At 73.6% G+C, this 14,679-nt stretch carries 12 protein-coding genes; 6 read left to right on the top strand and 6 right to left on the bottom strand.

Annotated elements, in window-relative coordinates; genetic code table 11:
- Positions 1-248: 248 nt before the first annotated feature.
- On the bottom strand, positions 249-1,496 hold the full coding sequence (locus K7I03_RS26325; RefSeq protein ID WP_185944706.1) for a DUF5685 family protein: 1,248 nt from the start codon (positions 1,494-1,496) through the stop codon (positions 249-251).
- A 242-nt stretch (positions 1,497-1,738) separates the two neighbouring features.
- Between K7I03_RS26325 and K7I03_RS26320 the strand changes: the two genes are divergently transcribed.
- The gene (locus tag K7I03_RS26320) at positions 1,739-2,176 is read left to right on the top strand and encodes a cell division protein SepF (RefSeq protein ID WP_004949241.1); all 438 of its coding nucleotides are present in this window, start codon (positions 1,739-1,741) and stop codon (positions 2,174-2,176) included.
- 138 nt (positions 2,177-2,314) lie between these two features.
- Here K7I03_RS26320 and K7I03_RS26315 read toward each other — a convergent pair whose 3' ends face one another.
- Together K7I03_RS26315 and K7I03_RS26310 are read right to left on the bottom strand one after the other, a co-directional pair.
- The gene (locus K7I03_RS26315) at positions 2,315-3,592 is read right to left on the bottom strand and encodes an acyl-CoA dehydrogenase family protein (RefSeq protein ID WP_224347222.1); all 1,278 of its coding nucleotides are present in this window, start codon (positions 3,590-3,592) and stop codon (positions 2,315-2,317) included.
- A gap of 267 nt (positions 3,593-3,859) precedes the next feature.
- Positions 3,860-5,449: an MFS transporter gene (locus tag K7I03_RS26310; RefSeq protein WP_185944599.1), complete on the bottom strand. Its 1,590-nt coding sequence runs from the start codon at positions 5,447-5,449 to the stop codon at positions 3,860-3,862.
- Between the two features lie 177 nt (positions 5,450-5,626).
- Between K7I03_RS26310 and K7I03_RS26305 the strand changes: the two genes are divergently transcribed.
- Together K7I03_RS26305 and K7I03_RS26300 are read left to right on the top strand one after the other, a co-directional pair.
- A complete protein-coding gene (locus tag K7I03_RS26305; protein ID WP_398857982.1) occupies positions 5,627-6,847 on the top strand; it encodes a glycosyltransferase family 39 protein in 1,221 nt (406 codons plus the stop codon).
- A 327-nt stretch (positions 6,848-7,174) separates the two neighbouring features.
- Complete coding sequence (locus K7I03_RS26300) at positions 7,175-8,176, top strand: phosphatase PAP2 family protein (RefSeq protein WP_185944598.1); 1,002 nt, start codon at positions 7,175-7,177, stop codon at positions 8,174-8,176.
- A gap of 73 nt (positions 8,177-8,249) precedes the next feature.
- Here K7I03_RS26300 and K7I03_RS26295 read toward each other — a convergent pair whose 3' ends face one another.
- A complete protein-coding gene (locus K7I03_RS26295; RefSeq protein WP_185944597.1) occupies positions 8,250-8,465 on the bottom strand; it encodes an I78 family peptidase inhibitor in 216 nt (71 codons plus the stop codon).
- Between the two features lie 539 nt (positions 8,466-9,004).
- On the opposite strand from K7I03_RS26295, the gene ctaD reads away from it, so the two are divergent.
- Entirely contained in the window at positions 9,005-10,681 is a 1,677-nt protein-coding gene (gene ctaD, locus K7I03_RS26290; protein ID WP_185944596.1) for an aa3-type cytochrome oxidase subunit I, read from the top strand.
- 23 nt (positions 10,682-10,704) lie between these two features.
- On the opposite strand, the gene K7I03_RS26285 is transcribed toward ctaD, so the two are convergent.
- Together K7I03_RS26285 and K7I03_RS26280 are read right to left on the bottom strand one after the other, a co-directional pair.
- Positions 10,705-11,625: a hypothetical protein gene (locus tag K7I03_RS26285; protein ID WP_185944595.1), complete on the bottom strand. Its 921-nt coding sequence runs from the start codon at positions 11,623-11,625 to the stop codon at positions 10,705-10,707.
- Positions 11,622-12,872 carry a glycosyltransferase family 4 protein gene (locus K7I03_RS26280; protein ID WP_185944703.1) on the bottom strand — a complete coding sequence of 417 codons (1,251 nt, stop codon included), beginning with the start codon at positions 12,870-12,872 and terminating at the stop codon, positions 11,622-11,624. Before K7I03_RS26280 ends, K7I03_RS26285 begins: the two co-directional genes overlap by 4 nt.
- A 270-nt stretch (positions 12,873-13,142) precedes the next feature.
- Here K7I03_RS26280 and K7I03_RS26275 point away from each other — a divergent pair, with 270 nt between their 5' ends.
- Both K7I03_RS26275 and K7I03_RS26270 read left to right on the top strand, forming a co-directional pair.
- Positions 13,143-13,946, top strand: coding sequence for a hypothetical protein (locus K7I03_RS26275; RefSeq protein ID WP_185944594.1), 804 nt, complete (start codon positions 13,143-13,145; stop codon positions 13,944-13,946).
- 301 nt (positions 13,947-14,247) lie between these two features.
- Positions 14,248-14,586, top strand: a complete 339-nt coding sequence (locus K7I03_RS26270; protein WP_185944593.1) for a hypothetical protein — start codon at positions 14,248-14,250, stop codon at positions 14,584-14,586.
- Positions 14,587-14,679: the final 93 nt, after the last annotated feature.

Below are 14,679 nucleotides of genomic sequence, written 5' to 3'. Positions count from 1 at the left end.
CGCTCGGACGGAGTATTCGGCCGGGCGGCCCCGGGCGCAAGGGTCGAACCGGTCGTTCCGGGCACTTCCCCGCCGGATGGACACCCATCCGTCCCCCTCACCCCGTACACCCCTCGCCCAACAGGCAACGCCCGGCACGGCCGAAGGCACCACGCTCCGGGCGAAGCCCAAGTCCCCACAGAGGCGCCGCCGTCACACCCGCGGCCGTCACACCTACCGCCGTCACACCCGCCGCCGGCCGTCAGCCCTCAGCAGTCGCACCCGCAGCCGTCACACCCACAACCGTCCCCACAAGAACAACAGTTGCCGCAGCAGTCGCAGCAATCACCGCAATCGCTACAGTCATCGCAGTCGCACTTGTGGCACCACCCCTCGCGCGGCTCCCCGTTCCACGGGTCGTGGTACGGATCACGGCAGCACACCTGGCAGGTGCAGAAGAGCCCGGCCCACACCGCGCATCCGGCCAGCAGTCCGCGCCGCCGGCCGCGGCGCGGGGGCTCCGGCGGCGCGGGCGGCGGCGGCATGACGGGCGGCGGCCCGAACGCGGCCCGCACTCCTGCCTCGTCACCCCCGCTCCCATCCGCCACCCGTCCCTGCCCGTGCCCGTGATGCCCGCACCCCTCCGTGGCGAACGCCCGGTCGACGGCGCGCGGGAGTTCGTGGACGAGCAGCAGGTGCGCGAGCCGCCCCTGGGCCTTGCTCGCGAACGTGACGTCGGCGAGCGCGAGCCGCACGCCGTGCACCGCGTCGTCGCACAGCCGCCGGACGTCGGCGAGGCCGGTGCCGGTCGCGGCGATCGGGTTCCAGGCGCCCGACTCCGCGTCGGCCTCCAGGTCCTCGACCGCGTCCAGCAGGTGCGCGAGCCGTCCGAAGAGGCGGCCCGCCTCCTCCAGCGGCTCCCGGTTCTCCGGCCGTCCGGCCAGGACGGCGGTGTGCCCGAAGGCGGCGGCGGTGGCGGTCTCGGTCGGTTCGGTGAGCGAGACCAGCGGGGTGCCGGGCCCGGCCAGAGCCTCCAGGCCGGTCTGCCGCTCGACCGCGTCGACCAGCAGCGCGGTGTCGAAGCCCAGGTCGGAGCCGGTGCGGGCGCCCGCGCGGTCCCAGGAGGCGGCGACCCGGCGGGCCGCCGCGGCCACCGGGCGGCGGGCCATCGCCCCGTCCCCGTCGGCGGCGTGGTCGCGCAGCTTCGCGGAGGCGAGGACGAGGGAGACGGAGGCGGCCAGCCGCGCGCCCTCGCCGGTGGCGACCGACGCACCGCGCATCCCGCGCAACGGGCAGGGCCCGGCCTTCCGTCGCCACCCCGCCGTCTCCCCGGCCCGGCACGGGGATTGCGCCTCGACCAGGACGGATATCACCAATCCGTCATAGTTCGTAGCTATTCGGGCGAACTGCCCGTGATCTCCCCTCAAAGCCAGGCAGAGACCGCACAGATGAGCCATCCACTCCGTCCGCATGGCCTCCGAGAGCCGATGCCGACACGGCCTGATGATTCCGAACAATGACGCCCCCGTGTTGGTGCCGAGCAACTGGCGCATCCTAGCCATAGGCTCGGTGCAGGCCGGTCACGGCCGAGCGGGGGGCTCGCTTCGGGGGCTTCGGGGTTTCTGACGCATCGCCACCTGCTTTGCACCAGATGCGTCACGAAATCCTCGCTTGGCCCCTATCCACTTGGCACACCATCCGCATCATGGACGACCATAGAGGGGCGGGCGGAACACACCGCGTGTGAGAGGAGGCGTCCATGGGTTCGGTGCGTAAGGCGAGTGCCTGGCTTGGCCTCGTCGACGACAGCGATGACGAGCGCTACTACGACGACGAGTACGCCGAGGGGCCCGAGCCCGGTGACTCCTGGGTGACCAGCCCGAGAGTCCGCGTCGCCGACGAGGCGGCCCAGGAACAGGGCACCCGGATCGCCACGGTGACCCCCGACGGCTTCCGCGACGCCCGCGGCATCGGCGAGCTGTTCCGCGAGGGCGTCCCGGTGATCGTCAACCTCACCGCGATGGAACCGAGCGACGCCAAGCGGGTCGTGGACTTCGCGGCCGGTCTGACCTTCGGCCTCCGCGGCTCCATCGAGCGGGTCGCCAACCGGGTCTTCCTGCTCACCCCCGCCGACTACAAGGTGGTCAACGGGGAGCCGGTGGGCCGGGTGAACGGGGGCTTCTTCAACCAGAGCTGACCCCTCCGGCCGGCCCGCGCACAGCGACAGGCCCGGCCGACGCGGCACCACAGGCCGCGTGTCCTCACGCGTCGGGCGAGCACCCCTCCGGCGCCTGAGGACGAGCCCGGGGCCCCGGCGGAACCCGGCCCCGCGCCCTCACCGGAACGCGTCGATCCCCGTCAACGCCTTCCCCAGCACCAGCTGGTGCATCTCCACCGTCCCCTCGTAGGTGAGCACCGACTCCAGGTTCGTCGCGTGCCGCATCACCGGGTACTCCAACGAGATCCCGTTGGCCCCCAGGATCGTCCGGGCGGTACGGCAGATCTCGATCGCCTCCCGCACATTGTTCAGCTTCCCGAAGCTCACCTGCTCCGGCCGCAGCCGTCCCGCGTCCATCCGCAGCCCCAGGTGGTGGGCGAGCAGGATCCCCTTGTGCAGCTCCACCGCCATGTCGGCCAGCTTGGCCTGGGTGAGCTGGAAGCCGCCGATCGGCCGGCCGAACTGCTCCCGGGTCCGCGCGTAGTCCAGCGCCGCCTCGAAGCTCGCCCGGGCCGCGCCCATCGCGCCCCAGACGATGCCGTACCGGGCGTGGCTCAGACAGCTCAGCGGCCCGCGCAGACCGGTGACCTCCGGGAGGACGGCGTCGGCGGGCAGCCGCACCCCGTCCAGGACGAGCTCGCTGGTGACCGAGGCGCGCAGCGACCACTTGTGCTTGATCTCGGGGGCCGAGAAACCGGGGCGGTCGGTGGGGACGACGAAGCCGCGGACGCCCTCGTCGGTCCGCGCCCAGACGACGGCGACGCCGGCCACCGAGCCGTTGGTGATCCACATCTTGCGGCCGGTGAGCACCCAGTCGCCGCCGGCCTCGCGCTTGGCGTAGGTGCGCATACCGGCGGGATCGGAGCCGTGGTCGGGCTCGGTGAGCGCGAAGCAGCCGATCGTCTCGCCCGCGGCCATCGACGGCAGCCACCGCTGTTTCTGCTCCTCGGAGCCGAAGCGGTGGATGGCGTACATCGCCAGCGAGCCCTGCACGGAGACCAGGGAGCGCACACCGGAGTCGGCCGCCTCCAGTTCCAGGCAGGCCAGCCCGTACTGCACGGCGCTCGCGCCGGCGCAGCCGTAGCCGGTGAGCGACATCCCGAGCGCCCCCAGGGAGCCCAGCTCACGGGCGAGCTCGCGGATCCCGGGCAGTTCGCCGCGTTCGTACCACTCGGCGATGTGCGGCAGGACGCGGTCGGCCGCCCACTGCCGCATGGTGGCGCGGACGGCGCGGTCCTCGTCGGTCAGCAGGTCGTCGAGGCCGAGCGGGTCGTACGGGTCGAACGCGGCGGGCTTCGCCGGCCTGACGGGCCGGTCGGGCGCGATGGGCCGGTCGGGCCCGGCGGGCGTCACGGGCTGGTCGGCCTCGACGGGCTGGTCGGGCATGGCGGGCATGGCCCCCTCCACCTGGGTGCGGTCCTGCGGCTCGCTCAGACGCTACGGGCCGGTAACCGCCCCGTCCAGAGCGAACCCCTGTGACCTCCGCGGACGACCGGCCGGGCGCGCCACCCGGCGTCCGGGGCCGACCTTTGACCTCCGGCAAACCGCGACCGGCAACGGGCAACTGGCAACCGGCGACCGACAAACGGCGACGACCGCCGCCCTCCACCCGCCGTCGCCTACTCCGCGCCGGTTCCGCGTACTCCGCGCCGGTTCCGCGCCCTACTGCTCCGCGCCCTGCTCCCCCTCCGCGGACCGCGGCAGCCGCAGCGCCGCCACCGCCCCCGCCAGCAGGATCACCGCGCTGACCGCCAGCGTGATGTGCAGCCCGTGCACGAACGCGTCCCGCGCCGCCGTCCGCAGCGCGGCGCCCGGCGGGCCGCCGAGCCGGTCGGCCACGTGGTACGCCTCGCCGAGCGAGTGCCCCGCCGCGGCGCCCGCCGCGCTGGGGACGCCGGGGACGCCGGTCACTCCGGGCGCGTAGACCGCGTTCATCACGCTGCCGAGCAGGGCGATGCCCATGCCCGCGCCGAGCTGGTACGAGGTCTCGCCGATCGCCGCGGCGCCGCCGGCCGCACCGGCCGGGGCCTCGCCGAGCATCGACTCGTACGCCCCGAACAGCGTGGTCTCCAGGCCCAGGCCGAGGGCGACGAAGCAGCAGACGAGGAAGGCGGGCCGGTCCTCGCGGCCCATCGCGGTGAGGGCCAGGACCGCGACCGCCGTGAGCACGAAGCCGCCGGCGACCATGGTGCGCGGCCCGAACCGGTGCAGCACGCGGGAGCCGGCCAGGCCGGCGGCCATCGCGGCGAGGGTCAGCGGCAGCAGCCGCAGCCCGGTCTCCAGCGGGGTGAGGCCGAGGACGAGCTGGAGGTACTGGGCGGCGACCAGCTCCAGGCCGACCAGCGCCAGCATGGCCAGCACGATGCAGCCCACGGACGTCCCGAAGGCGGGCCGGGCGAACAGGTCCAGGTCCACCAGGGGATGTTCGCGCCGCCGCTGCCGGCGGACGAAGAGGACCAGCAGCGCCGCGCCGAGAGCGGCGGGCACCAGGGTGAGCAGGGACAGCGGCTCGGCGCCGCCGATCCGCTTCATCCCGAGGACCACGCCGAACAGTCCGAACGCGGCCATCAGCGCGCCGAGCACGTCCCACGGCCCGTTCCCGTCGCCCGTCGACTCGGGCAGCAGCCGGCGGCCGACCGGGAGGCTGACGGCCATCAGCGGCAGGTTGATGAGGAAGACCGAGCCCCACCAGAAGTGTTCGAGCAGGAATCCGCCCAGCAGCGGGCCGGTGGCCGCGCCGACGGCGGCCACCCCGGTCCAGACGCCGATGGCCAGCGCCCGCTCCCGCCGGTCGGGGAAGACCTGCCGCAGGATGGACAGCGTCGCCGGCATGATCATCGCGCCACCGGCACCGAGCAGCGCCCGGGCGGCGATCAGCACCTCCGGCCGGCTCGCGCAGGCGGCGAGCAGCGAGGCGCAGCCGAACAGCCCGTAGCCGAGCAGCAGCACCCGCCGCCGGCCGACCCGGTCGCCGAGCGTGCCGAAGAGGATCAGCAGCGAGGCGCAGACCAGCGGGTAGACGTCGACGATCCAGAGCAGCTGGATCGGGCCGGGGCGCAGGTCCTCCGAGACGGCCGGGACGGCGACGTGCAGCACGGTGGCGTCCACGGCGACCAGGAGCAGGCTGGCGCAGAGGACGACGAGCACGGCCCAGCGGTTGGCACCGGCCCCGGGGCCGGGCCCTCCGGTGCGCTGCCGCTGCCGGGGAACACCGGCGGTCCACCGGGGGCGGGCCGTCGCCGTTCCGGACATTCACCCACCTCCGTATCGGGTCCCGGCGGTCGTGCGCGGGCCCGAAGGGGGGACGGTGGGCCGCGGTGCCGGGGGACGAGTGAGACGACAGCGTACGCGAGTCCCGGCAGGTCAGCGGCGGCAGCACCGGCCTCGCGGCGCGGACGGCCACCGTCCCGGATGCTGGACAATTGGCCGGTGACCGAACCCGCTCCCCCTTCCGCCCCCTGCGGCATACGCACCGCCTCCGGCGTACGTCCCGAACCGGCGGCCGTCCCCGGCCCGGCCGTCCCCGGCGCGCTCCGGCGTGCCGCGCCGGCGCTGCTGGCGTACGCGGCGGTCCGGGTGCTGGGGGTGGCGGTCCTCGCGCTGTGGGGGACGGTGACGGGCAAGGACGCGCACCATCTGCTCTCGGGGCGCTGGGACGCGGTCTGGTACTCCCGGATAGCGGAGGAGGGCTACGGGTACACGCTGACCCTGACCGGCGGGAAGGTCCACTCCGACCTGGCGTTCTTCCCGCTGCTGCCGTGGCTGGAGCGGGCGCTGTCGGCGGTGCTGCCGCTGTCGGCGGCGGACGCGGGGCTGCTGGTGAGCGCGGTCGCCTCACTGGCCGCCGCCGCGGGGATCTTCGCGGTCGGCGAGCGGCTGCACGGCCGCCGGGCGGGCGTCGCGCTGGTGGTGCTGTGGGCGGTGCTGCCGGTGGGGGTGGTGCAGTCGATGGCCTACTCGGAGTCCCTTTTCACGGCGCTGGCCGCCTGGAGCCTGTACGCGGTGCTGACCGGCCGCTGGCCGGCGGCCGGGGTGTGCGCGGCGCTGGCCGGGCTGACCCGGCCGGTGGGAGCGGCGGTGGTCGCGGCCGTGTGGGTGACGGCGGCGGTCGCCCTGCTCCGGCGGGACGGGCGTCCGGAGCCGTCGGACCGTCCTGAGCCGCGGCGGATGCTGCTCGGGGTGGCGCTCGCCCCGCTGGGCTGGCTCGCGTACGTCGTCTGGGTCGGCGTGCGGACCGGCGGCCCGGCCGGCTATCTGGACGTCCAGGGTGGCTGGGGCAACGGCTTCGACGGCGGTGTGGCGTTCGGTTCGTTCATCGCCGGCCGGTTCACCGGCGCGGCCTGGCCGGCCGGGGTCGGGCTGCTGGTGGGTGTGGTGCTGGTGGTGTGGCTGTACGCGGCCGGGGCACGGCGGGGGCAGCCGCTGCCGCTGCTGGTCTACTCGGGGACGGTGCTGCTGCTGGCGCTGACCGCGAAGGGCTACTTCGGCTCCAAGCCGCGGCTGATGCTGCCGGCCTTCCCGCTGCTGCTGCCGCTCGCGACGGCCCTGGCCCGGCTGCGGACGGCGCGGGCGGCGGCGACGGCGGGAGCGCTGGCGCTGGCGGCGGCCTGTTACGGAGCGTTCTGGCTGAACGGCTCGGGACCGCCCTGATCATTTTCATGATCGTTTACCTGGTCCCGCCGCCACGTCCGGCCCGGTCACCGGACCGGAAGGACGGGCGCTCCGGAAATGCACGCGAGGAACTCCCGCCGCCCACCGATAAACATCCGCACACACTTAATTAAAGGATGTCCCGTCCTCCCGGCGGCCCGCCCGGCGGACCTTCTTTAGGTGTTTCTTATTTCCCCGCACGTGGTTCCGGATCCGCCGTATCAAACGTGCCGAAAGTCGTGTTTGAGACGCATTCCACATCACATCGTCATCACAAAGCGGCGGGATCGGCCGGACCCTCCCATCACGCAATGTAACGTCGATTGAGTGCGTACCAACGACGAGCTCGTCCCCGCGGAGGAGCGCCCGACCGAGCCCCCGCGCCCGCGGATGACCAGAACCCGCCTGGGCATCTTCGTGGCGACCTCCGTGGTCTACGCGGCGATCGTGGTCGGTGTGCTCACCACGTCCTGGCCGGTGCGTTTCGACTGGCAGGTCATGCTCTTCCGGCCGTACAAGCAGTGGCCCGAGATCCACACCTTCCTCGACTACTTCGTGGTCCTGGGCCAGCGCGGCCCGACCGCCGTGGCTGTGGCCGCCTGGCTCGGCTGGTGCTGCCACCGCCGCGGGACGCTGCGCCCGCTGCTGGTGCTGGGCACCTCACTGCTGCTGCTCAACGTGACCGTCGGCGCCGCGAAGATAGGGATGGGGCGGCTCGGGCCGCACTACGCCACCGCCATCGGCTCGAACGAGATGTTCGCCGGCGGCGACATATTCCCCTCGGGCCACACCGCCAACGCGGTGGTCACCTGGGGCGTCCTCGCCTACCTGGCCACCACGCCCCGGGCCCGCAGGATCGCCTCCGTCTCCGCCGCCCTGCTGGCGCTCGGCGTCGGCATGACCACCGTCTACCTCGGTACGCACTGGATGAGCGACGTGACGCTCGGCTGGACCGCGGGGCTGCTGGTGCTGCTGGCCCTGCCCTGGTTCGAGCCGCTGATGGACCGCGCCGAGACCTGGCTGCTGGCCGCCTGGGCGCGGCTGCGCGAGCACGGCGCGGCCCTCGCCCCGGCCGCCGCGGCGACGCCGGTCGGACTGTGGGCGCCCCGCCCGCCCGTCGACGACGCCCTCCCCGTCCGCGAACCGGCGGGCGCCGGGCGGGCCGGACGCGCGGCGGAGGCCCGGCCGCGCGCCGCGGCCCGGCCGCACACCGCCCGCTCGGAGCGGACGCCGGTCACCCCGGCGGGCAGCCGCCGTCCCCCGCACGCCGACCGCACGCCGCGCACCCCGCCGCTGCCGGCCACCGGCCGCGGCCGGACCGTCGGCTGAACGGAACGCGCGTACGCACACGAAGGGCCGCCCCGGGAACTCCGGGGCGGCCCTTCGGCATGTACGGGCCCGCTCAGCCCTTCCAGCAGCGCAGGACGGTCCCGCCCGCCACTTCGAGGTTCAGCCGGCCCACCACGTACTCCAGGGTGATCACCGCGCCGGGCGGCAGGGTGCGGACGGTCGTCCAGCCCCGCTCCCGGGCCCGGGCCGCGGCCCGTCCGGCGTCGAGGCCGGCGTAGGCGTCGAGGTCGTCGTCGGGGTCCTGGGGGAAGTTCGGCAGCGGCACCATGCGGCCACCGTAGCCCGCCCGCGGCTGGCCGTGGACCGCCCCACCCGCTCCCGCCGGGGCCGGCCGGGCCGGCACCGGCCGTCGCCCGGGCCCCACGGGTCACACTTCTGTCACAGAAATCCGGGGCCGCGTTTAGCGCGCCCCGCATCACTCCTGCGGGTTCTTTCCCGGCCCCCGGGACACCACCGGAGGACGCCCACGGGAAACGCTCCCGGAATTCACCACTCCCACCCCGCGACTTCCGCATTCCTCCGGGAAACCCACACCCCTACCCCCGGTAAGGGAATTCCCGCCGCCTTGCGGACGCAACGCCACCGGCGCCGCCGCGTTCCGCCGAATTCTGCGGAATATTAAATTCCGGTCAACCCCGCCCGCGGCCGCCCGCAGCCTCCGTCCCGGCCGTCGAGGCCCCCTCGCGCGGCCCCCGCCCCCGCGAGCATCATGGCGGGTGCCCCGGGGCAGGGGACGGGGGACGAGCCGTACGAGCCGGAGCGGACGCGCGGGGCAGGCGAGCGCGCGCCGGGAGCGAGGGGGCACGGATGGAGAGCGACACCGCGGAGGAAAGCGCCGTCCCGGAACAGGACCGGCGGCCCGGAGCGTCCGTGGTCGACTGGCTGACCACCACCGACCACAAAAAGATCGGCAGTCTCTACCTCATCACCTCGTTCGGCTTCTTCCTCGCCGCCGGCCTGCTGGCCCTGGTGATGCGCGCCGAACTGGCCCGCCCCGGCCTCCAGATCCTCAGCAACGAGCAGTACAACGAGGCGTTCACCGCCCACGGCACCATCATGCTGCTGCTGTTCGCCACCCCGGCCTTCGCCGGCTTCGCCAACGCGATCATGCCGCTCCAGATCGGCTCGCCGGACGTGGCCTTCCCCCGGCTCAACATGCTCGCCTACTGGCTCTACCTCTTCGGCGGCCTGATCGTGGTCAGCAGCCTGCTGACGCCCGAGGGCGGCGCCTCCTTCGGCTGGACCGCCTACGCGCCGCTGAGCGGCGGCGAGCACTCCCCCGGCGTCGGCGCCGACCTCTGGATCATGGGACTCGCGCTCTCCGGCTTCGGCACGATCCTCGGCGCGGTGAACTTCCTGACGACGATCATCTGCATGCGCGCCCCCGGGATGACCATGTTCCGGATGCCGGTCTTCACCTGGAACGTGCTGTTCACCTCGATCCTGATCCTGCTGGCCTTCCCGGTGCTGGCCGCCGCGCTGCTCTGCCTGGAGGCCGACCGGCGGTTCGGCGCCGTCGTCTTCGACGCGGCCAACGGCGGCTCGCTGCTGTGGCAGCACCTCTTCTGGTTCTTCGGCCACCCCGAGGTCTACATCATCGCGCTGCCGTTCTTCGGCATCATCACCGAGATCATCCCGGTCTTCTCCCGCAAGCCGATCTTCGGCTACACCATGCTGATCGGCGCCACCATGGCGATCACGGCTCTGTCGGTGGTCGTCTGGGCACACCACATGTTCGCCACCGGCGCGGTGCTGCTGCCCTTCTTCTCCCTGCTGTCGTTCCTGATCGCGGTGCCGACGGGGGTGAAGTTCTTCAACTGGATCGGCACGATGTGGCAGGGCTCGCTGTCCTTCGAGTCACCGATGCTGTGGTCGGTGGGCTTCCTGGTCAGCTTCCTCTTCGGCGGCCTCACCGGCGTCATCCTCGCCTCGCCGCCCCTGGACTTCCACGTGACCGACACCTACTTCGTGGTCGCGCACTTCCACTACGTGGTCTTCGGCACGGTGGTGTTCGCGATGTTCGCCGGCTTCTACTTCTGGTGGCCGAAGTTCACCGGCAAGATGCTCGACGAGCGGCTGGCGAAGGCCCACTTCTGGACGCTGTTCGCCGGGTTCCACGGCACCTTCCTCGTCCAGCACTGGCTGGGCGCCGAGGGCATGCCCCGCCGCTACTCCGACTACCTGGCGGCGGACGGCTGGACCGCGCTCAACACCGTCTCCACCATCGGCTCGTTCCTGCTCGGCCTGTCGACGCTGCCGTTCCTCTACAACCTCTGGAAGACGGCGCGGTACGGCCGGCGGGTCGAGACGGAGGACCCCTGGGGCTACGGCCGGTCGCTGGAGTGGGCGACCTCCTGCCCGCCGCCCCGCCACAACTTCGTCACCCTGCCCCGGATCCGCTCCGAGTCGCCCGCCTTCGACCTCCACCACCCGGAGACCGCGGCCCGGAAGCAGCCGCAGGTGGCGCGGGACCCGGCCGGCTGACGGAGCCGGCCGGGGGCGCGGGGTCAGGAGACCGGCGGCCGCTCGTCGACGCGGATCGCGAGGTCGTTGTCGGCCGTGTAGTACGGCCCGGCCTGGGCAGGCGCGTAGGGGGCGTCGACCGGCTGCGCCGGGTAGACGAAGATCTGCTTCTTCTCCGCGACGTCGTCCAGCAGCCGCGCGACCCGGGCCTCCCCGGTCCCGTCGGTACGCCGCAGCCACAGGTCCCAGGCGTCCGGCCCGCCCTCCCAGCGCTCGCACAGCTCCTGGTGGGCGAGGGTGAACGAGAAGGCCTGGCCCGCCGTCTCCAGCGGCACGGCGCACACCAGCTCCGGGTCCCGGCGGCAGCGGGCCTCGGCCACCGCCCCGGCCAGCCACTCCGCGGGGTCCTCGACGCGGTGCAGGGTGCCGTGGACCGTGACGCCCTTGGCGTCCAGCCCGAGGTCGCCCGCCTCCGCGTGCGGGGCGCGCTGCCAGCTGCGCAGCGAGAGGTTGCCGTGCTTCGTGGTGTAGGGGATGCGCACGGCCAGCGGCGAGGTGCTCGGGCCCGGCCGGCGGTCGACCAGCGAGCGCAGGTCGGCGAGGCCGGGCAGCAGCAGCCGGGGGTCCGTCTCGCCGGCGTCCACGTACGCGTCCCAGCGGCCCTCGGGCAGCGGCACGGTGCTCGGCAGCACGGCGCGCAGCCGGCCGTCGCCGTTGGGGGTGAGCGGCAGGCGGACCTCATCGTCGGCGTTCTCGACGGCGTCGCCGCCCCGGCGGAGCAGCACCAGCGCCGCCGACCAGTGGCCGGAGGCGTCGGCCCCCTCGGGGGCGTCGAGGTCGAAGGTGAGTCCGCCCGCGGAATCCGCGATGCAGTCGGCGCGCGGCGCGGCAGACACGATGGTGAACTCCTCGGGGACGGGCGAGCCCGCGTTCGCGGGCCCGGCGGGGGTCGGGACGGGTGTCATGCGGCACGCACCCGGCGCAGCGCGGGGCGGACGGCGTCCTTGGTCCGCAGGGCGCCGCTGAGCAGGGCACCGCGGGTGCGGTGCAGGGAGCCGCGCAGCGCGCCGCGGCCGGTGAGCTCGGCGAAGAGCCGCTCGTAGCGGCCGGCGATCTCGGCGGGGTCGAAGCGGGCCGAGTTCTCCAGGGCGGCCCGGCCCATCCGGCGGCGCAGTTCGTCGTCGTTGATGAGCTTCAGCAGACCGGCGGCGATGGCGTCCGTCTTGCCGACCGGCACCAGCAGGCCGTCGACACCGTTGTCGATGATCTCGCCGGGGCCGTGCGGACAGTCCGTGGAGACCACGGGCAGGCCGCAGCGCATCGCCTCGACGATGGTCATCCCGAAGGACTCCAGGCTGGAGGTGACGGCGCCGATGGAGCCCTTGACCCACTCCGGGTCCAGGGGGTTAGCGGGACCCATGAGGAAGACGTGGTTGTAGAGGCCGAGCTTGTCGATGAGGGCGCGCAGCTTGGCCTTCTCGGCGCCGCCGCCGTAGATCCGCAGCCGCCAGTCGGGACGCTCGGCGACGACCTTGCCGAAGGCCTTGATCAGCACGTCGTACCGCTTGGCGGGGGCCAGCCGGCCGGCCGCGACGACCCACTTGCCGGTGGAGTCGGCGGGGGTGACGACCGGGGCGGGGATGCTGTTGGGCACGGCCTCGACCCGTACACCGGGGAGCCGCATCAGCTTGCGGTACGTCGCCGCGTCCGCCTCGGTGACCGTGGTCACCGCGTCCAGCCGCGGGTAGTGGGTGCGCAGCGTCAGCTTCAGCGGCGCCGAGTGGGTGCTCAGCGTCAGGTGCTCCTGGCCGACCCGGGCGATGCCGCGCCGGGCCTGCTGGGCGATGTGCACGTTCAGGCCCGGGCGGGTGCCCACCACCACGTCGCAGTCCAGGGCGCGCAGGTGGTCGGCGATGCGCCGGTCGGTGAGGGCGCTGTACTGCTTGTAGCGGCCCTCGGTGGACGGGAAGACGGTCGCCGGACGCTCGTACTCCGGGTCGTTCCCCTCGTACCCGGGGCTGTCCTTCCGCAGATCCACGAGGTGGCGCAGCCGCACGCTGCCGGACGGCGCGAAGACGGGCTCGTCGCGGTGGCGGAACACCGAGACGATCTCCACGTCGTGGTGCTCGGCGAGCGTCCCCGCCAGGTTGAACGTGGTGCGGATGGTGCCGCCGATGCCGTAGGCATTGTGAATCAGGAATGAGATGTGCATTCGTCCCCGCAGCCGGTGTGCGCGCCTCATGGCCCGCCTCCTGAAGATTAGACCGTACTGACGATCAGGAGGTTGGCCCCGATCATCAACTCGATCTCGGAAAGATGAGCATTCCATGACGGGACCGGGTGTTTTCGGCCACCGTCCCCGATACCGCGAAGCGCCCCGGCGCAGGGCGTGACCCCGGCCGCGCGTCGTCCGTTGTCTTCGTGACGCGCCGGGAACCGCCCGGCGTGCGCGCAACCGCACCGGAAGTACGAGGAGCCCCCCGTGCCTCGCATGCTCGACGTCAGCGACGAAGTACGCGCCGAGATCGGCGACGAAGAAGCGGACCGACTGCTCGGGGGCGACAACGCCCCGGGCACGTACGACTGCACCTCCTGCCGCACGCCCGGCGACAGCGAGCGGGAGCGCACCAGCACGGTGCTCTTCGTCGGGGAGGAGACGGCCGTCCTGGCCTTCGCGCACGCCTCCTGCATCCCCTCGCAGGTGGTGCCGGTCTCAGAGGAGCAGCTCCAGGGCGCCGTCCGCTCCATCACCGGCGGCGACGCCGGGCAGCAGGGCGGGCAGGGCGGCGAGCAGACCGTGGACGGGCTGCCGCTCCAGGCCGAGCTGGGCGTCACCAGCGGGCTGCTGCTGATCAACGGGGAGGTGCAGCCGGCGCTCGTCGTGGAACCGCTGGTGCCGATCGCCCGGCCGGGCACCACCGGCCCGGTCGACGTCTTCCTGGAGCTCCTCAACGAACAGGGCTTCGCCCCGGTGACCGCCATCGACCAGCTGCCCGACCCCATCTCCGGCTGGTCGGTGCTGCTGGTGATGGGCAAGCTGCACGCGGTCCTCCAGCCGAACGCCAACGGAGGGCAGCCGGTCGCCTGGTGGCAGGCGCACCAGCCGATGCAGGTGGCCGAGGAGTGGCGGTCGGCGGTCAACAAGACCGGCCGGGTCCTGGTGTACGCGGCCCCCGTCGGCACGATCGGCCAGCAGCCGCGCGAGGACCTGCTCCGCGAGGCGATGGACCGCGCGGCGGCCTCGGGCCGGCTGGTCGGCGCGGCGATGCCGCTGGCAGGCACGTGAGCGCTGGGCGCTCGATCACCGGGCGTCCGGCCGGCGGGCGCCTGACCGGCGGCCACGCCGTCGTCCGTACCGTCGGCGGCGGTGATATCACCGGCGCTCATATCACCGGCGGTCGCACGAACGGCGGGCACATGACCGACGGCGTGCGCCCCGCCGTGCACCCGGCGCACCCCGATTCCCCCGGTTTCCGCGTAACCCGGCGCTGCCCGCCCCGCATCCGAAGCGGCCCGGGGTCGTTGGCAGGGATGTGTACTCTTACGAACCCGCTTCCCGGACCTCGTACCAGAACTACATCCCCGGCATGCGCCCACCCCGCGAAGCCGATCGCGGCCGTACGGAGTCGGTGACCCCGATCTACGACGCCCTCTGCTCCGAGTACCGCCGGGCCTTCCGGACGCTCCCCGGCGACCGGGCGGGCGAGGAGGAACTGGCGTTCAAGGGCTTCGGGCCCCAGCCGCAGCCCTACGGCGGCGGCACCGGCCAAGGCGGCTACTACGGCCGGCTCACCGGCCACTCCCCCTACCCCGGCCAGTCCGGCTGGACGGACGGCTGGGACGGCTACCCCGCCCAGGGCCGGGGCCGCGGCGGCCTCCAGGCCCTCCCACCGGGCAACCCGGACGGCCGCCGGCGGGGGTACTGAACACCCGCCCGCCGGGCAGCGGGCCCCGTCCCCCAGGAGCCGGGCGGGACGACGGCCCGTCCGAGCTCCACGAGACGCGCGCGGCCGCGCTCA

The sequence above is a fragment of the Streptomyces mobaraensis genome (assembly GCF_020099395.1).
GTDB lineage: Bacteria > Actinomycetota > Actinomycetes > Streptomycetales > Streptomycetaceae > Streptomyces.
Note: the sequence above shows the minus strand (reverse complement) of the source record. Positions and strands in the feature narration are given on the sequence as shown.